The sequence below is a fragment of the Achromobacter sp. 1L-A-4-B-C2 genome (assembly GCF_057291955.1).
On the sequence record NZ_JBXAWP010000003.1, the window covers coordinates 397,209 to 416,470 of the forward strand.

Annotated in this window: 17 protein-coding genes; 9 read left to right on the top strand and 8 right to left on the bottom strand. The window is 65.7% G+C overall.

The annotated features are described in order from the left end of the window. Positions 1-49 precede the first annotated feature (49 nt). Positions 50-556, top strand: a complete 507-nt coding sequence (locus AC0Z35_RS15325; RefSeq protein WP_314360893.1) for a hypothetical protein — start codon at positions 50-52, stop codon at positions 554-556. A gap of 64 nt (positions 557-620) precedes the next feature. Here the strand turns inward: AC0Z35_RS15325 and AC0Z35_RS15330 are convergent, their stop codons facing one another. The 5 genes from AC0Z35_RS15330 to AC0Z35_RS15350 all read right to left on the bottom strand — a co-directional run bounded on the left by AC0Z35_RS15330 (position 621) and on the right by AC0Z35_RS15350 (position 5,090). Then, complete coding sequence (locus tag AC0Z35_RS15330) at positions 621-1,973, bottom strand: tryptophan--tRNA ligase (RefSeq protein WP_046802690.1); 1,353 nt, start codon at positions 1,971-1,973, stop codon at positions 621-623. Positions 1,974-2,117: 144 nt separating this feature from the next. After that, positions 2,118-2,441, bottom strand: coding sequence for a DUF3325 domain-containing protein (locus AC0Z35_RS15335; RefSeq protein WP_046802689.1), 324 nt, complete (start codon positions 2,439-2,441; stop codon positions 2,118-2,120). Continuing rightward, the gene (locus AC0Z35_RS15340; RefSeq protein ID WP_485132356.1) at positions 2,438-4,156 is read right to left on the bottom strand and encodes a PepSY-associated TM helix domain-containing protein; all 1,719 of its coding nucleotides are present in this window, start codon (positions 4,154-4,156) and stop codon (positions 2,438-2,440) included. Before AC0Z35_RS15340 ends, AC0Z35_RS15335 begins: the two co-directional genes overlap by 4 nt. Beyond that, positions 4,153-4,434: a DUF3649 domain-containing protein gene (locus tag AC0Z35_RS15345; RefSeq protein WP_046802687.1), complete on the bottom strand. Its 282-nt coding sequence runs from the start codon at positions 4,432-4,434 to the stop codon at positions 4,153-4,155. The genes AC0Z35_RS15340 and AC0Z35_RS15345 overlap by 4 nt, the downstream gene beginning before the upstream one ends. Before the next feature lie 23 nt (positions 4,435-4,457). Then, entirely contained in the window at positions 4,458-5,090 is a 633-nt protein-coding gene (locus AC0Z35_RS15350) for a DUF4198 domain-containing protein (protein ID WP_046802686.1), read from the bottom strand. Positions 5,091-5,328: 238 nt separating this feature from the next. Here AC0Z35_RS15350 and AC0Z35_RS15355 point away from each other — a divergent pair, with 238 nt between their 5' ends. From AC0Z35_RS15355 to AC0Z35_RS15390, 8 genes are all read left to right on the top strand, one after another. Further along, entirely contained in the window at positions 5,329-6,243 is a 915-nt protein-coding gene (locus tag AC0Z35_RS15355) for a dihydrodipicolinate synthase family protein (RefSeq protein ID WP_046802685.1), read from the top strand. A gap of 252 nt (positions 6,244-6,495) precedes the next feature. Beyond that, positions 6,496-7,428, top strand: coding sequence for a 4-hydroxyproline epimerase (locus AC0Z35_RS15360; RefSeq protein ID WP_485132355.1), 933 nt, complete (start codon positions 6,496-6,498; stop codon positions 7,426-7,428). 144 nt (positions 7,429-7,572) lie between these two features. Further along, positions 7,573-8,697, top strand: coding sequence for an NAD(P)/FAD-dependent oxidoreductase (locus AC0Z35_RS15365; RefSeq protein ID WP_120154369.1), 1,125 nt, complete (start codon positions 7,573-7,575; stop codon positions 8,695-8,697). Continuing rightward, positions 8,694-10,271, top strand: coding sequence for an FAD-dependent oxidoreductase (locus tag AC0Z35_RS15370; protein WP_485132354.1), 1,578 nt, complete (start codon positions 8,694-8,696; stop codon positions 10,269-10,271). Before AC0Z35_RS15365 ends, AC0Z35_RS15370 begins: the two co-directional genes overlap by 4 nt. Positions 10,272-10,281: 10 nt before the next feature. Next, positions 10,282-11,157, top strand: coding sequence for an inositol monophosphatase family protein (locus AC0Z35_RS15375; protein WP_485132353.1), 876 nt, complete (start codon positions 10,282-10,284; stop codon positions 11,155-11,157). Positions 11,158-11,199: 42 nt separating this feature from the next. Next, on the top strand, positions 11,200-12,249 hold the full coding sequence (locus tag AC0Z35_RS15380) for an ABC transporter ATP-binding protein (RefSeq protein ID WP_046802681.1): 1,050 nt from the start codon (positions 11,200-11,202) through the stop codon (positions 12,247-12,249). Beyond that, complete coding sequence (locus AC0Z35_RS15385) at positions 12,246-13,898, top strand: ABC transporter permease (RefSeq protein WP_485132352.1); 1,653 nt, start codon at positions 12,246-12,248, stop codon at positions 13,896-13,898. The genes AC0Z35_RS15380 and AC0Z35_RS15385 overlap by 4 nt, the downstream gene beginning before the upstream one ends. A gap of 36 nt (positions 13,899-13,934) precedes the next feature. Next, positions 13,935-14,954 carry an extracellular solute-binding protein gene (locus AC0Z35_RS15390; protein ID WP_052945919.1) on the top strand — a complete coding sequence of 340 codons (1,020 nt, stop codon included), beginning with the start codon at positions 13,935-13,937 and terminating at the stop codon, positions 14,952-14,954. A gap of 121 nt (positions 14,955-15,075) precedes the next feature. On the opposite strand, the gene AC0Z35_RS15395 is transcribed toward AC0Z35_RS15390, so the two are convergent. The 3 genes from AC0Z35_RS15395 to AC0Z35_RS15405 all read right to left on the bottom strand — a co-directional run bounded on the left by AC0Z35_RS15395 (position 15,076) and on the right by AC0Z35_RS15405 (position 19,171). Beyond that, positions 15,076-17,490 (bottom strand): TonB-dependent siderophore receptor, encoded by a 2,415-nt coding sequence (locus AC0Z35_RS15395; protein ID WP_485132499.1) that lies wholly within the window; start codon positions 17,488-17,490, stop codon positions 15,076-15,078. A gap of 183 nt (positions 17,491-17,673) precedes the next feature. Next, positions 17,674-18,645 carry a FecR domain-containing protein gene (locus tag AC0Z35_RS15400; protein ID WP_485132351.1) on the bottom strand — a complete coding sequence of 324 codons (972 nt, stop codon included), beginning with the start codon at positions 18,643-18,645 and terminating at the stop codon, positions 17,674-17,676. Further along, a complete protein-coding gene (locus AC0Z35_RS15405) occupies positions 18,638-19,171 on the bottom strand; it encodes a sigma-70 family RNA polymerase sigma factor (RefSeq protein WP_120154356.1) in 534 nt (177 codons plus the stop codon). The genes AC0Z35_RS15400 and AC0Z35_RS15405 overlap by 8 nt, the downstream gene beginning before the upstream one ends. Positions 19,172-19,262: the final 91 nt, after the last annotated feature.

Here is a 19,262-nt window from a genome sequence, read left to right on the forward strand (position 1 = left end):
AAAAGAAAAAGCGCCCCACCCTGATAGCCCCCCCGGAGAGCCATTGAACATGAGCACGACCATTACGCTTGCCGCCAATGAAGCGGCAACGATCACCGAAAAAGAAGTTGGCCACAGCGGCACCTACGCCGAAGTCACGCTGGGCCAATACTCGCACTTGGTCGTTGACGGCGCCGAAGTCGCCTTCAAGCACATCACCCTGGAACGCCTGGGCAGCCGCGTAATTGAATTGCGCAACGGCGCGCAGCTTCAAGTGGGCGCCCTGGGTTTTGCCAGCATGGGCGCCAGCATCGTGTACCGCATCGGCGTGGGCTGCGCGCTGACCTTTGACGCCAGCCAATGGGACCCGGAAGTGGTGGCCAACACAACGTTCGACTTTGCCAGCCAGGGCAGCGGCGCGCTGAAGTACTTTCCGTTCATCAACCCGGAATGGCTCGACTGCCCGAACGTGACCGGCTATTCAGAAGGCGATCTGCTGGAAATCGCCGGGCAAGGCAGCGCACAGCGTTTCCAGGTGCGCGATGGGCGCATCGTGGCGGGCGCCCGTACGGCGTAACGGCGCACGGGCGGTAGACGGTGGCGGGCAGCAGGTAGCAGGCAGTAACGCGCTGCCCCGCCGCTTATTCTTTTGCCAGTGACGCCAGCGCGTCGCGCGTGCGCGTCAGGCGCGACTCTGCATCGCCTTGCGCGCCGGCCGGCGCTTCGGCAACCGTCTCGCCGTCAATGACGGCGGTGTAGGTTTCGCCGGACGCTTGCAGCACGGTGTCAGGCGATTCTTCTTGAAGGCGGCGCATCAAGGCGCCCGCCTGCTTCGGGTCCGCGAAGCGTTGCGACAACAGCAGCTCTTCACCATCAGCCGCCAGCAAGCGGAAGCGGAAGCCGCCCGTTTCATCGCGGAAGCTGACGAAGCGCGCGCCCTTGTCCTTGTCTTTCTTGCCCTGCGACTTCGCCGTCGCCGCGCCCGCATTCAGGTTGCGCAAGCCGACGGCCACGCGCAGTTCCTGCATCAACGGCAAGGCTTGCTTGCGCGCCTTATCGGCGCCCGCCTGAAGAATGTCTTCGATGCGGCCCGGGTTGGCGATCAGGTCCACATATTTTTCGCGCATCGGCGCCAGCAGGTTTTCCAGGTGCTCGTACAGCGCCTGCTTGGCGTCGCCCCAGCCCATGCCGTCTTCCAGCTGCTTGCGGAACGCCGCCGATTCCGCCTGCGTGGCGAAGGCACGGTACAGCGTGTACAGGTGCGAATTTTCGGCGTCCTTGGCTTCGCCCGGCGCGCGCGAATCGGTCACGATACGCATCACGGACGCGCGCAGCGCCTTGGCGCCGCCTTCGAACAGCGGGATGGTGTTGTTGTAGCTCTTGGACATCTTGCGGCCATCCAGGCCGGGCAAGGTCGCCACGTCTTCTTCAATGGCTACCTCGGGCAGCGTGAAGTAGTCGCGGCCATAAAGATGATTGAAGCGCTGCGCGATATCGCGCGCCATTTCCAGATGCTGGATCTGGTCGCGGCCCACCGGCACGCGGTTGGCGTTGAACATCAGGATGTCGGCGGCCATCAGCACCGGATACGAGAACAAACCCATCGTAATGCCGTCGTCCGGGTCCACGCCCTTGGCCACGTTCTGATCCACGGACGCCTTGTAGGCGTGCGCGCGGTTCATCATGCCCTTGGCGGTGACGCAGGTCAGCAGCCAGCTGAGCTCGGGAATTTCGGGAATGTCGGATTGCCGGTAGAACGTCACGCGTTCGTGGTCCAGGCCCACCGCCAGCCAGGTGGCAGCGATTTCAAGGCGGGAACGCGCCACACGCGCCGGGTCATCGCACTTGATCAGCGCGTGATAGTCCGCCAGGAAGAAGAACGCGTCCACGCCAGGCTGGGTGCTGGCCTGCACGGCGGGCCGGATAGCTCCCGCGTAATTGCCAAGGTGGGGGGTGCCAGTGGTGGTAATGCCGGTAAGGACGCGGGTATTCATAAGGCGAAGAGGCGTGTGCTAGGGGAAACAAGCAGTGTAACGTGCCGGCGCATCGGCGCCTTGCCCCGTGGCGACGGCGGGTGGCCACCTGGCGTTGGGCAAATCGCCATCGCGCACGGTGCGCCGGCTTGGCGAGCGACCCGCCTACAGAACCGCAAGCACCGGCGCGGCCAGCGCGCAGATTCCGCCCGTGGTCAACGCCGCGCGCGGACGGAACGTCAGGAACCAGATCAGCAGCAAGCCGGCGATGCTGAGGATGCCGATCCATTCCACCGTGCCGTAGCTCCAGCCCCAGACCGTGGCCGATGCGTACAGCGACAGGGCCAGCGCGATCCAGCCGAAGATGCGCAACGGCACGCGGTGGCGGCGAGGGATGGCGCGGTCGAACAGATCTTCGTAGTGGCGGTCCATCCCCAGGCACAGCGCGGAAAAACCGGCGTAGGCCAGGCAGAAAGCGGCAAGCGTCATGGCGTATCACCTCGCGGTTCATAAACGACGGCGCCGGGCGCAGCGGGCGCTGGGGACGTTGGGGACGTTGCGGACTTTGCGGACTTTGCGGTCGTTGTGGCCGTTGTGGCCGTTGTGGCCGCAGGGGCCGACGCATTGGTCCGCCCACGGGCTGGCCCCCTGGCCGGCGCACGACGCGCGCGCGCCGCCTTGCGCGACATCCAGGCGAACAACACGGCGCTGGCCAGGCAGGTCAGATCAAACCCGGCCATGACCCAATCGCCCTGCGGCAACGACACGCCCAGGTGGCGCGACGTGGTCAACGCGTTGACCACCGGCACCAGGGCCAGCGCGGCGGCGGCAATTCCCAGCAGGTCCTGCCACTTGCGGCGCTGGAACAAAAAGGCATAGACCAACGACACGGCCCACGCCGCGAAGAAGCTACGGGACTCCCACAACTGGCGCCCCGGCAGGTCGGCCGGCAGCAGGCGGTTGGCAAGGAAGAACACGGCAACGCCCAGCACCACCCCGGCGATGGTGCCGGCATTCAGGCCGTCCACCAGCCGCAACGAAAACGCTTCGCGCGCATCTTGAGGCCGCGCCTTCTGGCGGCGCTTGGCGATCCACAGCACCAAGCCCGTGGCCACCATGCCGGTGCCGGCCAGGCTGACCAGGAAATAGAACCAGCGCAGCAAAGGCTCGGCGAACAGACCCAGGTGCAGCCCGGTGATCGTGCCGGCGGTTCTGGCGGTAGCGCCCAATTCGTCCTGCCCTTCCGTAAGCTTGCCGGTCACCCCGTCAAACCGCATCCACGGCGCCATCAAGCCGTACGACACGCCGTCGGCCGCCGCCTGCGTCAACGTCACGGTGGCCCCGGCATCGCCCGGGTTGTTGACCGTGACGCGGCCCAGTCGACCTTGCCACTGCTGCTGCGCCTGCTCCACCAGCGGCGCAATCCGCACCAACGGCGCGGGCTGGTTCAGCGGCGGCGTGACCTTGAACGACTTGAAGACATCATCCGTGTACTGGCGCGGATTGTCGTAGACGGCCTTGATGCCGGCCGGCATCAACATCACCATGAACAGCACCAGGCCGCTGAAAGTGATCATCAGATGAAAAGGCAGCCCCAGCACCGACAGGGCATTGTGGCCATCCATCCAGGCGCGTTGCCCGCCCTTTCCAGGACGGAAGGTAAAGAAGTCGGCAAAGATTTTCTTGTGGGTGATGATGCCGCTGATGATCGCCACCAGCATGAACATGCCGGCGATGCTGGCCAGCCAGCGCCCCCACGGGAACGCGGTCTCAAGTTCGAAATGGAAGCGGTAGAAAAAATCGCCGCCGCGTGTTTCGCGCCCCTGGACCGCCTGCCCGGTGGCGGGGTCCAGCTTCACGCGCACAAACCCGCGCTCGCCCGGCTTGGGCTTGGGCAGTTGGTACAGCAACAGGATCAGCGGCTCGCGATCGGACGGCGGCGTGATGAACCAGCGCTTGGCGTCCGGCGCATGTTCGTCCAGATAGCGCTGCGCCATCTCCACCGACTGCACCGCAGGCGCCGGCTGTACCTGGATTTCGGGCTGCATCCAGCGCGTGATCTCGGGCCGGAAGAACGCCAGCGAGCCGGTCAGGAACATCGCGAACAACACCCATCCGAATATCAACCCGGCCCAGGTGTGCAACCACGACATCGATTGGCGCAGGCCTTCTTCGCCCTGCGCTTTGGGCTTGCGTGCCGTCATGCCATCCCCATCCCGCGCCCTGCCAGGAATAGACCGCCCAACAATGCGGCCGGCAGCAAAATTCCGATCCAGGCGCGCCACGCGCTACGCGTGGCAAACACCCAGATCACGCCGCACGTGTAGACGACGAACGACAACATCAAGGCGGTGGTGACGGCGTCTGCCCGCCCCATCGGCAGCCAGACGGCCAGGCACGCCGCAGCCGCCGAGGCAAGGGCATAGCCGCCCAGAATGGCGGCTGCCGCCCTGGAAAACACGGCCATGCGATAGCGCATCATGCCTGCGCCGGCTGCGGGAGCTTTCACGGATTCACGTTGAAGGTCAGGGTGGAAACGTAGCGGATCTTGGCGTAGGTCTTACCGTCGGCCTCGCCCGCCTTCTCTTGCATGTGCGCCGCTTCCAGCACGTACTGGCCCGGCCACGGCGTCGTGATTTCGATACGACCGTTTTCGTCGGTCCAGAAGCGCTTTTCCCATTTCGGCGGACCAAAGACGGTCACTTCGGTCTTGGCCAGCGGCTTGCCTTCAAAGTTCAGGACAAAAGAGTTGGCGCCGGCGGCGGTGGGCACCAGTTCCAGGTCCAGCTTGGCCTGCGTATCGGTGCGGCCGGCCTTGGCGCCGTACTTGACCAGCGTTTCCTTGAACTGCATCGGCTGGGCCAGGCGTACGTCGCCCTTTCCAGACACCGCGTACTCCACAAAGTCCGTGCCCTTGGCCGAGGCCTTCAGCACGGTGCCGTCAGCGGCGGTCACGACAGGCGCCACCAGGACCTTGCCCAGCAAGCCATCCTGCTTTTCGCGCACGTCGTCGGCCCATTCGCCGAAGTACGCCTTGGCCGGGCCTTCGCCCCCCCGTTCCAGCCAAACAAAGTGTGCCTGCGCAGCGCCCGCGCACCCCATGAGGGCGATGGCCGCCAAAGTCCTTGCAAGGTTCATTCTGGTTCCTTTGGTTTTTTAGTCTGATAAAGACAACAGGCAAGCCCCGCAGCCGATGCCTGTTTTTTATCGGCCTGAATTATAACCATTCTCACTACCACTTCCATCGAAATTTGGGCCGAAACGCCGGCGCTGGTTAACCCCATTCCTGGTTAACCCCCATTCCTTTAACCCGTGGATTAAATATATTAGCCATATATCTGAAGCCACCCACCGCACGTGAACCCTGGAGTTCCTCATGACGCACCCACGCTGGACAGGCATCTTTCCCGCCATCACCACCAAATTCCACGCCGATGAACGGATCGACGCCGAAGGCACCGCCAAACACATCGATTTCCAGATCCGCAACGGCATCCATGGGATGGTCACCTGCGGTTCCCTGGGCGAGGCCAGCACCTTGACGCTGGAAGAAAAGCTTGAGGTCACCAAGATCGCGCTGGAGGCGTCCGGCGGCCGCGTGCCGGTGCTGGCGAACGTGTCCGAGACCAGCACGCGCGAGGCGCTGCGATACATCGAAGGCGCCAACAAGCTGGGCGTGGCGGGCTTCATGGTCATGCCGTCGCTGATCTACGTGGCGGACGCCCGCGAGGCCATGCTCAATGTACGCACCATGGCCGAGGCCGCGCAGCAGCCCATCATGGTCTACAACAACCCGCTGGCCTATCGCGTGGACCTGACACCGGCCCACATGGCCGAGCTGGCCGACTGCAAGTGGATCGCCGCCGTGAAGGACAGCTCGGGCGATACCCGCCGCGTGACCGACCTGCGCAACACCGTCGGCGATCGCTACCAGATCTTCCTGGGCGTGGACGATCTGGCCTACGAAGGTCTGGCGCTGGGTTGCGATGGCCTGCTTGCCGGCGTGGGCTGCGCGTTTCCCCGCGAAACCGTCGCACTTTACGACCTGATGAAGGCCGGCAAATACGCCGAAGCGTTGTCGCTTTATCAATGGATGACGCCGTTGCTGCATCTGGACGTATCCGCCAAGCTGGTTCAGAACCTGAAGCTGATCGACGCGCTGGTTGGCGTGGGCACCGAGCACGTGCGCCGGCCCCGCTTGCCGGTGATCGGCGAAGAGCGCGCGTTGATCGAACGCGTGGTGGCGCAGGCCTTGGCAACGCGCCCCGCGCAATACCAGTCGGTGCCCTGACCGCCCTTGCCGCCCGGCGATGACTCCGCCCGATGACATCCAGGAATTACCTGCAATGTCATGGAGTTATCGCTGAATCGCCAAGTGAAAAATTGCGTGGCGTTGCGGTCTCTACGACACGACGCCACGCGTTTAATTGCCTAGACTAGCCCGTTCGCTTGTTCGTTCGCTTCTTGTTCGTCCGCCGGCAAGCCACGGCTTGCCGGACCGCTTTCTCGCTGCACGTCCACAACCTCTGCACAAGGCGCGTCAATGAATCAGATCCGTGTCATCGACTCCCACACCGGCGGTGAACCCACCCGGCTGGTCGTCTCCGGTTTTCCCGATCTGGGCGCCGGAGACATGGCGCAAAGGCAACGCCGCCTTGCTGACAAGCACGACGCATGGCGCGCGGCAACCGTCCTTGAACCCCGAGGCAGCGACGTCATGGTGGGCGCCTTGCTGTGCCCCCCACAAAACCCGGCCAATGCCGCCGGCGTGATCTTCTTCAACAACGCCGGCTACCTGGGCATGTGCGGCCACGGCACCATCGGGCTGATCGCCACCTTGGCCTACCTGCGCCGCATCAAGCCCGGCGCGCACGGTATCGAAACGCCGGTGGGCACGATCCGCGCCACCCTGCACGAAGACGGCTCGGTCAGCGTGCGCAACGTACCCGCCTACCGGTTGCGCCAAGGCGTATGCGTCGATGTACCCGAATACGGCAAGGTCATCGGCGACGTTGCCTGGGGCGGTAACTGGTTCTTCCTGGTCAGCCAGCACACGCAGCGCGTTGCGCCAGACAGTCTTGACGCACTCACCGAGTACGCCTGGGCCATCCGCCAGGCGTTGCAGGCGTCGGGCATCACCGGCCGCGATGGCGCGGAAATCGACCACGTTGAACTGTTCGCCCCCGACCCCAACGCCGACAGCCGCAACTTCGTGCTGTGCCCGGGCAAAGCCTATGACCGCTCGCCGTGCGGCACCGGTACCAGCGCCAAGCTGGCCTGCCTGGCCGCGGACGGCAAGCTGGCCCCGGGGCAGATCTGGCGGCAGGCCAGCGTCATTGGCAGCACCTTTCAGGGCAGCTATGAACTGATGGAGGGGCAGATCATTCCCACCATCCGCGGGCGCGCGCACATCTGCGCCGAATCCACGTTGCTGATCCAGCCCGACGACCCCTTCGGCTGGGGCATCCGGCTTTGATCGCCGGCCGTTATTTGCCGGCCGTTACTTGCTGACCGTTATTCGCTGAACGCTGATCGCCGTTTGCTGATCGCGATCGCTAATCGCTAATCGCTAATCGCTAATCGCTAATCGCTAATCGCTAATCGCCACGGAAGCCTACGCATGCCACACCCCTCGAAGGACGTGCTGATCGTCGGCGCGGGCATTATCGGCGCTGCCTGTGCGCACCACTTGGCGGCTGCCGGCCTGTCGGTGCATGTGCTGGATGCCGGCCTGAAAGGGGCCACGCAGGCCGGCATGGGGCATCTGGTCGTCATGGACAGCGACCCCGCCGAACTCGCGCTGAGCAGCCTGTCGATGGACGCTTGGCGGCAATGGGGCCCGCGCATGAACGCAGCGGACCCCGCCTGCGCCTACACCGAATGCGGCACGCTGTGGGTCGCTGCCACTAGCGACGACATGACGGAAGCCGAACGCAAGCATGCGCGGCTTGTCCACCAGGGGGTAGCGGCCACGCTGCTTACCGCGCGTCAACTGGCCGATGCCGAACCATTCTTGCGCAGCGGCCTGGCCGGCGCGCTGCACGTACCCGGCGACGGCCTGGTGTACGCCCCCAACGCGGCGCGCTGGCTGTTGACGCATGCGCCACCCGGCGTGTCATTCGAGGCCGTCCGCGTCGACAAGATCGACGAGCAAGGCGCCATGCTGGCCGATGGCTCGCGGCGCAATGCCAAGGCCGTCGTGCTGGCGGCGGGCATGTTGGCCACCCACCTTTGCGACGACTTGCCCCTCGCACCCAAAAAAGGCCATCTGGCCATCACGGACCGCTACCCAACCGGCATCCGCCACCAACTGGTCGAGCTTGGCTACATGGCCAGCACCCAGCAGCGCGACGGGGCCGCCGTGGCATTCAATGTGCAGCCCCGTCCCACCGGGCAACTGCTGATCGGCTCTTCACGGCAGATCGGGCAAGCCGATTCCGACATCGATCCCATGGTGCTGGCCCGCATGCTCAAGCGGGCCATCGACTTCCTGCCGGGCCTGTCGGGCATGAACCTTATCCGCACCTGGACAGGCGTGCGTGCCGCCACACCCGACGGCCTGCCGCTGATTGGTCCGCATCCCACCCGCGCCGGGCTCTGGCTGGCCTTGGGCCATGAAGGCCTGGGCGTCACCACCGCGCCCGCCACCGCCGCCTTGCTGACCGCCCTGATGACCAACGCAACGCCGCCGCTGGCTGCCGCGCCCTTTGCACCATCCCGCTCATTTGACGAGGTAACGCCATGACGCATCCGCGAGACTCCGCCCGCCTTCGTATCCTGCTGGACGGCCGGCCGATGCGGGTGGAGCCGGGCAGCAGCGTCGCCGCCGCGTTGGCCGCCAGGTCGCCCGGCAACTCGCGCGTATCGGTGTCAGGCGAAAAACGCGCGGCATTCTGCGGCATGGGCGTCTGTCACGAATGCCGGGTCCTGGTCGATGGCCACCTGCGCCTGGCCTGCCAAGCCCTCTGCCACGAAGGCATGCGCGTGGACACGGTACTGGAGCACGGCACCCCGCCTGACGCCCCCCTTGCACAAGACGATGCCGCTAACGCCTGCGACCTGCTCATCATCGGCGCCGGGCCTGCCGGGATGTCCGCCGCGCTGGCGGCCGCGCCCAGCGGACGCGCCATTGTGCTGGTCGACGACAACGCCGCACCCGGCGGCCAGATCTGGCGTGATGGGCCAGGCGCCTCCGTGCCCGCCCTGGCCCGACGCCTGCGTGAACAACTGGCGCGATATTCGAATATCACGCTGCTTGGCGACACCCGTGTCATCGGCATGGCCGGCTTGCCTGGCCAACGGGCGCTGATGCTGGAGAATGCGCGCCAAGGTTGGGCGCAGCACTATGGCGCGCTGATCCTGTGCACCGGCGCTCGTGAGCTGCTGTTGCCGTTTCCCGGCTGGACCTTGCCTGGCGTGACCGGCGCGGGCGGCCTGCAAGCCTTGATAAAGGCGGGCGTAAGGCTGCGCGGCAAGCGCATCGTCATCGCCGGCACGGGCCCCTTGCTGCTTGCCGCGGCGCATGCCGCCCATCGGGCGGGCGCGCGCGTCGTGCGCATTGCCGAGCAAGCAGACTGGCGCGCCTTGCTGCGCTTTGGCTATCGCTTGCACCGCTGGCCCGCCAAGGCCGCGCAGGCCGCCGCGCTGTTCAACCCGCACTACCGAGCTTCCAGCCACGTGCTGGAAGCCACCGGCGATGGGCGCGTGCAACAGGTGCGGCTGCGCCGAGCCGACGGCGAAGAAACCATCGCCTGCCATCGCTTGGCCTGCGGTTTTGGCCTGGTGCCCAACATCAAGCTGGGCCAGATGCTGGGCTGCGAATTGGACCCGCACGCAGGCCTGCAAGTGGATGACATGCAGCAAACCACCGTCCCAGGCATCTTCGCGGCAGGCGAATGCACGGGCATCGGCGGCAACGAACGCGCGCGGGTACAGGGCGCGCGCGCCGGCCATGCGGCAGTGGGCGAACTTACCCAGGCCGCGCGCCTGTCGAACGATCTTGCACGTTGGCAGGAGTTCGCCGACGCGCTACGCACCCCCTTCGCGCTCCGCGCGCCGCTGTTGTCCCTGGCACGCCCCGACACCCTGATTTGCCGTTGCGAAGACGTGCCGCAATCCGCGCTTGCGGCGCATCAAAGCTGGACCGACGCCAAGCTGCACACGCGTTGCGGCATGGGCGCCTGCCAGGGCCGCATCTGCGGCGCCGCCACCCAAGCGCTTTATGGCTGGCAGCCCTTACCCCCGCGGCATCTGCTTGCGCCCGCCCGCATCGACACGCTGGCGGCCATCGCGTCCTCATCCGGCAATTCGCTCGACTAAGGAAACCTTCATGACGAACACCCTGGACGCCCACATCGCGTTCGCGCAAGGCTTGGCTGATGAGGCGCGGAAAATGTACGCGCCATACCTGCGCGACTCAGTCTACGCCGATAGCGGCAATGCCAGCGCCAGCGCCAGTGCCAGCGCCGACGCCAGCGCCGACGCCGCCACACCCCACCTGCCGCGCACGGAAATCAAACCGGACCGCAGCCTGGTCACCGCCCTGGACCAGGCCATCGAAGCGCACCTGCGCGAGCGCATTGAAGCCGCCTACCCGCAACACGGCATCTACGGAGAAGAAGGTGGCACCGTCCGGCTGGACGCCGAGTATGTCTGGGTGCTTGACCCCATCGACGGCACCGCGCCCTTTCTTGCCGGCGTGCCGGTCTTCGGCACCTTGATCGCGCTTATGCAGCGCGGCACGCCGGTGCTGGGCGTCATGGATTTCCCCGCCACGGGCGACCGCTGGGTCGGCGCTGCCGGACGCCCCACCCTGCATCACGGCGTGCCCTGCCACACGCGCGCCTGCGGCCAACTGGGCGATGCGATGCTCAGCACCAGCAACCCGGACTTTTACGCGCCCGACGAGCTTCCCGCCTTCCAGGCGCTGCGGGAACGTACCCGCTGGCGCATCTACGGCGGATGCTGCCTGGCGTATGGGCTGCTGGCCGCCGGCCGCACCGACATCGCCATCGACGCCCGCCTGGCGCTTTACGACTACGCGCCTTTCATCCCCGTCATCCAGGGCGCCGGGGGCGTCATTACCGACTGGAACGGCCGGCCGCTCGGGCTGGACAACCCGGCGTCGCGCATCCTGGCCGCGGGCGACCCGGAACGCCATCGGCAAGCCCTGCAGCTGGTGCGCCACGCAATGGCAATGGATTGATTCTTCCACCCCAACACTTGCACGCATCAGGAGCCCCCGGGCATGGACATCCGCATTGAAAAACTCTGCATTTCGTACGGCGATCAGCGCGTCATCGACGGCCTGAGCCTGGATATTCCTCCCGGCGCCTTTTTTACCTTGCTGGGGCCCAGCGGCTGCGGCAAGACCACCCTGCTGCGCGCCATCGCGGGATTCACGCCCATTGCATCCGGCCACCTGCGTTTCGGCGGCAAGGACGTGACCCGCCTGCCCGCGCACCAACGCAACATCGGCATGGTGTTCCAGGACTACGCACTGTTTCCCAACCGCAGCGTGTTCGACAACGCGGCCTACGGGTTGCGCGCAAGAAAGGTGGCGTCCGCCCAGATCCAGCAGCGGGTGACCGCGGCATTGGAACGGGTGGGCCTGGGGCAATACGCGGCAAGACTACCCGCCGAATTGTCCGGCGGACAGCGGCAGCGCGTCGCGCTTGCACGCGCGCTGGTCATCCAGCCGCAGGTGCTGCTGATGGATGAACCGCTTTCCAACCTGGACGCCAAGCTGCGCATCCAGGTACGCCAGACCATCGCCGAGCTCCAGCGCGAGGCCGGCATCACCACCGTCTTTGTCACCCACGATCAGGAAGAAGCGCTGGCGCTATCCGATCAGATCGCCGTCATGCAGCAGGGCCGCGTGGCGCAGTTGGGCACGCCGCGCGACATCTACAGCCAGCCGGCCAGCGGCTACGTGGCGGACTTCATCGGTGCGGCCAACCTGCTGCCCGTGCAATGCCACGCGCATGAGATCGGGCCGGTCCGCTTGCAGGTCGATGGGCACCCCGTGGCCGCGCATGCCCCGGTGCCCGTGACGGGCCAGGCCGTGCTGGTGGCGCGCCCCGAAGACATCCTGCTGTCCACCACGGCGGGCGCCGGCGTGCCCGCGCGGATCCTGACGCAGCAGTACCTGGGCATCAAGACAAACTACCGCGTCGAACTGCCCAGCGGCCGCCATATGAACGTGGACGTGCACGGCGACCCGATCGCGGCGCTGGCACGAGGAACCGAGGTGGACCTGGTGTTCAACCCGCAAAAAACCCTGGTCTTGGCATCATGAAGCGCCTGGTCCCCATTCTGCGGTCTCCCTGGACGTGGTTGTCGCTGGCGGCGCTGGCCGTGTTGCTGGTATTCCTGGTGTGGCCCGTGCTGAACATCCTGTCGGCCAGCGTGCTGGCCCGCAACGACGAAGGCCTGTCCGGCTGGCAGATCATGCTGGCGGATCCGCGTTATGTGCGCGCCATCGGCAACACCTTGCTGCTGGGCGCCGGCGTCACGCTGCTGGCCGCCGCCATCGGCGTGCCGCTGGCCTACCTGACCGCGCGACACCGCTATCCCGGCAAGGCCTTGGTGTCGATCCTGCCCTTGATCACGCTCATCATTCCCGAAGTCATCGGCGCGCAAACCTGGCTGATGATCCTGGGCAACAACGGCGTGCTGACGCGCGCGCTGCGCGACGGCCTGGGGCTGGACCCGCCGTCGTTCTACGGCTGGCCGGGCTTGCTGACCGTCATGACGTTCACGTATTACGCGTACATCTACATAGGCACGCTGGCCGCTATCCGTGGCTTTGATGCGCAGCTTGAAGAGGCCGCCCAAAGCCTGGGTACGTCGCCGCCGATATCGCGCCTGAAGGTAATGGCCCCCGTCGTGCTGCCCGCCGTGCTGGCCAGCGCGCTGCTTGTCTTCACCATGGTGGTGGGCAATTTCGCCACGTCGATGATTCTCGGGCATCGGGTCGAACTGCTATCGGTATTGACCTATCAGGCGTCCGTGTCCGAAACCGGCAGCGACCCGGTCATGCAAAGCACGCTGGCCACCACATCGATTGCCCTGGTGATGCTGGCCCTGTTCCTGCAACGCTGGATCGTGTCGCGTGGCCGCTATGAAATCACGCAAGGGCGCGCCGCGCCCGAGACGCCGATACGCGGGCCGGGCGGGCTGGCGATGGCGGGGGCGGCGCTGGCTGTGATGACGCTGTCGATGTTGCCGCTGGCCACCCTGGCCGTGGGCGCCTTCACGCGCGCGCACGGCCCGGTCATGCGTTGGGGTGAATGGACGCTTGCGCATCTGGAACGCGTGCTGATCAATGCCCCCGGCCCGGTGCTGAACTCCGTCTTGTTCGCCGGCGCCGCCACGCTGATCGCCATTGCCTTCAGCACGCTGGCCAGCTACCTCATCGTCAAGAAGCGCAATGTGTTGACGCCTTGGCTGGATTACCTCAGCTCGATTCCGTTGGCGCTGTCCGGCACGGTAATCGGCATCGGCCTATTGATGACCTTCGGCCATGGCGCGTTCGATTTGTCCGGCACCGCGTCATTGATCGTGCTGGCCTACATCGTGCGGCGGCTGCCGTTTGGCGTGCGCAACGCGTCGTCCACGCTGTTCAACCTGCCCGATTCCATCGAAGAGGCATCCATCAGCTTGGGGGTGCCGCCGCTGGCGTCCTTCTTGAAGGTGGTGCTGCCCTTGATGGCGCCCGCGATCGCCGCGGCCGCCGTCCTGACCTGGACCACCACCGTCTCCGAACTGAGCGCGTCAGTCATTGTGTATTCGCCGGGCCATGAAACGCTGCCCATCCAGATTTTCCGCTTGATCGACAGCGGCCTCATGGCGCAGGCATCGGCTTATGGTCTGGTGCTGATCGCCGTGATTCTGGCGCCGGTGCTGCTGGCGACCCGTGTCTTCAATATCCGGCTCTTTGCCTGAGCCGGGCTCTTACACCCCACCCAACAAGGAACCGCCATGATCCAGCTTCCCTCTTTCAACCGCCGCCAGGTGCTCAAGCTGCTGGCCGTCACCGGAGGCATCGGCGCGCTGCCCGCCCAGGCGCTGGCGCAGCGGGCCGAAAAAGTCGTCCTGTACACCACCTTGAACGCGCAGTCCGTCGAGACCGCCAGCGATCTCGCGCGCGACCTGCTGCCCCATATCAAGCCCAGCACGGTGGCGGGCGGCAGCAGCCAGTTGCTGAAACGAATCGAAGCCGAAGCGGGCCAGCCCAAGGGCGATCTTTTCTGGACATCCAGCGCCAACGTCATGCACGGCTACCGCGCCTTGTTCGAGCCTTACCGCTCAAAGCACATCGCCGCGATTCCCGAACCCCTGCATGGCCCGGACGACCTCTGGATGGCCGCCAACCTGCACGTCGTGGTCGGCATGGTCAATGCGCGGCAGCTGTCCGGCCCCGCGCCCACCTCGTGGGCCGACCTGACCGACCGCCGCTTCAAAGGCAAGGTCATCATCGGCGACCCCGGCAACAGTTCCACAGCCTTTACCGCGTTGTGGGGCATCGAGCGTGTCCTGGGTACCGACGGCTTGCGGGCGCTGGCGCGCAACGTCAGCGTTTCCAGCGCAGCCTCGCATGTGGTGCGCAGCGTGGGCCAGGGGGAATACGCCGTGGGCATCACCTTCGAATCGACGGCGTATCCCTATGTGGCGGGCGGCCAGAAGGAAATCGGCATCATGTACCCGTCGGACGGCACCTTCACCGTGGCCGACAACATGGCCATGGTGAAGAACTCGCCCAACCCGCAGGCCGCCGGCCTGATGTACGACCTGCTGCTGTCGCGCGAGATGCAATTGGCATTGCTGCAAAACGCCTATCGCCGCCCCAGCCGCGACGACATCGACGTCAGCAAGCACCTGGACATGCCGCCGCTTGCCGACATCAAGATCGTGCCGGTCGATGAAGCCGAAGCTTCTGCCGGTCGCGAGGCCTTTCTTGCACGCTGGCGCGCGTTTGTCGCAGAGGCGCGCAGCGCCTGAGGCACGGTGCTTGAAACGCAGCCTCCGGGGTCCAGCCCCGGAAGTGCAGCCCCTGAAGTGCAGCGGGCGGGCCATCGGTCCGCCCGCTGCGGCGCAACCTGCCGCGCGTCGTACTCCCGCTTTACCAGCGATAACGCACGCTGGCCTTCACCGAACGCTGGTAACCGTACCAGCACCAGGACTCACCCAGGCACGACGCGACATACTCCTTGTCGAACAGGTTCTGCATGTTCAACGCCACTTGCATGCCCTTTAACGAAGGCGACACGCGGCCCAGGTCATAGTCCAGCATCAAGTCGAACAGCGTGACGGAAGGCACCTTGTAGGTATTGGCTTCGTCAACGAACGACGAGCCGATATAACGGACGCCGCCGCCCACGCCCATGCCCGCCAGCGGCCCCCCTTGCAGCTGGTAGCGTGCCCATGCGGACGCCTGTTGCGACGGTACGCCGGCCGGCGATTTACCTTTGAGGTTCAAGCCCGCCAGGTTCGGATTGGCCTTGGAATATTCGTTGTCCATCAGCGAATACGCCGCCACCAGCGTCAGGCCGCGCAGCGGCTCGCTCTTGGCTTCCAGCTCGATCCCCTGCGTGCGCAGCTCGCCCGCCTGGATCGAGCAGCGCCCGCCGGCCGTGCCGCACACGTGGGTGGGGTCCGGATCGGTTGTCGTCATGTTCTCGCGTCGGATATCGAAGGCGGCGAAGGTCAGCAACGTTGCGCTGCCCGGCGGCTGGTACTTGATGCCGACTTCGTATTGCTTGCCCTCGATGGGCTTGAACGGCACGTTTTGCCAACCCGTGCCCGACTGCGGCTCGAACGATTCCGAATAGCTGAAGTACGGCGCCACGCCATTATCGAAGTTGTAGATGACGCCCGCGCGGCCCGTGAACTTCTCGGCGGTCAGCGACGACGGGGTGACGCGGCCGCTGGAAATTGCCGTGGTTTCGCCCACGGTGCGGGCCCAGTCATAGCGCCCGCCCAGCAACACCGACAGGCGGTCGATCTTGATCTGGTCCTGGAAGTACAAGCCGGCCTGGTACTGCCTGGACGTGGCATCCGACGAAAATGCCGGAGTGGCGATGTGCTGTCGGTTATCCGGGTTCAACACGTACAGCGGCGGCGCGCTGCCCGATCCCGACAACGTGTCTGTCTTCACGTGCTGGTAGTCAAAGCCCAGCAACGCGGTGTGACCAAAGCTGCCGGTGTTGAAGCGGGCCTGCACATTGTTGTCGATGGTCAGTGCGCCCACGTCCACGTCCGTGGCGATCGCCGCGCGCTGCTGGTACAGATAGGTGCGGTCCGTATAGCCGTAGTTGTTCGTCATGGCGCCGTAGACGCTGCGGTACTTGGCTTCGGAACGGGTCCAGCGCAGGCTTTGCGTGGCTTTGAACGTGTCGTTGAACCGGTGGTCCAGCACGTAGCCCAATGAATAGCTCTTGCGGTCGCTCTTTTCGAAATTGGCGTCGCCATCGTAGTAATCCGCCGGCAGGCGGATGCCGTCCGGCGCCGACAACAGCGTACGCATGGACGACACGCTGCCGTACGAACCCATGTCCGGATCGCGCTGGAAATTGGTCAGCACGGTCAGCGAGGTATCGCCACTGGGCTTCCACGTGAAGGCCGGCGACACAAAATAGCGGCGCTCTTTGGTGTCCTTCACCTGGCCGTCCGACATATAGCCGGCGCCGACCAGGCGATACAAGAACTTGCCGTCTTCATCGACCGGCCCGCCAAAGTCGAAGTTGGCTCGGCCATAGTCGTAGTTGCCGACCTGCACCTCCACTTCGCGCAGCGTCTCTTCCAGCGGTCGCTTGCTGACCTGGTTCACCACGCCGCCCGGGCCTCCCTGGCCGTACATGACCGACGCCGGGCCCTTCAGCACGTCCACCCGTTCGAGGCGATAGGCATCGACTTGCGGCAGCGCATCGCGGCCACCGAATACGCGCAAGCCGTCCAGATAAGACGATGCGGAAAAGCCCCGCACATTGAACTGGTCCAGCCGCGTGGCAGTGGCGCCGCGCGATTCGGTCGCCACGCCGGCGGTGTATCGCAGCACCTGGTTGAGCGTCTGCGCGCCCTGCTCCGTGATCTGTTCGCGCGTGATGACCGACACCGATTGCGGCGTTTCAATCAGCGGTGTGTCGGTCTTGGTCGCGCTGACGCTGGCGCTGGCCACATAGCCCACCGTGGGCGCCAGCGCGCTTTCCGACATGCCGGACACCGTCACCGGCGCCAGCACATGCGCGTCACCTGACAGCGAGGCAGGGGCGGGCAACAGCGTCCAGGTATTGCCGGATTGCGCACGCGCCTGCAGGCCGCTGCCCGCCAAGATGCGCGCAAAGCCGGCGCCCACGGAATAGCCACCATTCAAACCGTCGGATCGCTGGCCGCGCACCAAAGCCGGATCGAATGACAGCACCACGCCAGCCGTGCGGGCGAATTGCGTCAGCACATCGGCCAGCGCACCGGCGGGAATCTGGTAGCTGCGCTGCGCGTTGGCGGCGGCGGGCGCGGACTGTGCCCACGCAGCGGGCATGCCGGCGGCAAGCGCGCCCGCGCAAGTGGCGGTCAGCACGGCCTTGCGGCCGGCCGTCAGTGTGGCGCGCAGGCGCGATTGAGATGAAGCAGACACGAAACTCTCCCTGTACGGTGATCTATCCCTGCCTTTCCGTACGGGAAGCAAAAACCTGCAAGACATCCGGCAAAAAAGTTGTAACGCTCAGATTTGCCGAGGATCGACCTGCAACCAATACTGCGTGTGCCGCGTGACCGTGATGGGCAGCGCGGGCTCAAGCGCCTTCAACGCCCGTTCCGCATCGTCCAGCGGGAACACGCCCGACAGCGTCAGGGCGGCCACGGCGGGGTCCACGCGGATCACGCCCACGCGCTGGCGCGCCAGATAGCGCGCAAACGCGTCCAGCCGCCACTCCTTGGCCACCACCATGCCGTCCACCCAGGCCAACCGATCGGGGTCAACGGCGCTGCGCACGAGCTCGTCGGCACCGGCGTCGGGGTCGGTGTAGGCCAGCCGCTCGCCGGCGTCGGCGTGCGTCCAGGCGCCCTGGCGCAGCAGTCCCACGCTGCCTTCGTACACGCCCAGCCGCAAGCCTGCGTCGGTGCGATGCAGATCGAACCGCGCGCGCTCGGCACGCAGTTCGCCATGGCCCGCGATCACGCGCAGCGCATCCACGCCCGCGCGCGGTTGCGTATTCACCAACATCTCGCCGCGCAGCAGGTGGATGCCGCGCGCGGCGCCCGACAGATGCAGGCGTACGGCGCTATCGCTGTTCAGCGTGATGGTCAGGCCGTCGGCCAGCGCCACGGTACGGCGTTCACCCACGCGGGTGCTAAGGTCAGCCGCCAGGCGTTGCCAGGGCGTGTGCCGATAGCCCGCCCATCCGATGGCGGCCATGCCCGTCAGGCTCAGCAAGCCGCGCAATGCGTTGCGGCGGCCCCGGGAGCTTGGCGAGCTCAACGCGGCATGGGCCAACGCCGCCGGCACGCGGCGCGTATCGCGGCCGATGGCCTCCAGGCGATCCCAGGCTTGTCGATGGGCGGCATCCGCATCCAGCCACGCGCGGCAGGACTCGTGGTCCCGGGCATTCGCCACGCCACTTTGCAAGCGGGTCCACCAGGCAATGGCCTGGCGCACCACGGCGTCCGGCGGGGCGCCTCGTGCGGCGTTATTCATAGAATGCGGCATAGCAGGCGGCCATCGCCCGCACCATGTACTGCTGAACGGAACTGAGCGATACGCCCAGACGCTGCGCGATGTCGGGATAGGTCAGCCCATCCAGCTGCGACATCAGAAATGCGGAACGCGCCTTGGGCGGCAAGCCGTCAAGCAGGCGGTCCAGACGCACCAGGGCTTGCAGTTGTTCGGCCTGTGTCTCGGGCGACGGGGCGTAAGCCTGCTCAAGCGTGGCCAGGTAGTTCAGATAAGCGTATTCCAGCGCGGCATGGCGCTGATGGTCCACAACCAGCCCCTTCGCGATCGTGGTCAGCAAGGCGCGTGCATCGGTCGCGCGCACCGCCTTGCGGCCCTGAATCACCCGGACAAAAACGTCCTGCGCCAGATCTTCGGCGCGATGCTCGCAGCCCAGCTTGCGGCGCAACCATCCAAACAGCCATGGCCGATGCTCGCGATACAGCCCGTCAACAGGCGCGATCGCGGCGTCCGCGCACGTAGCCGGTGGGGAAAACAAAGAGGAAGACACAATTGAGACCGCGGTGCGGAACCTGAAGTGTCAAAATCTTAAGTGATAATGACTTGCATTACCAATGCTATGTACAAGCGGCTCGCCCCAG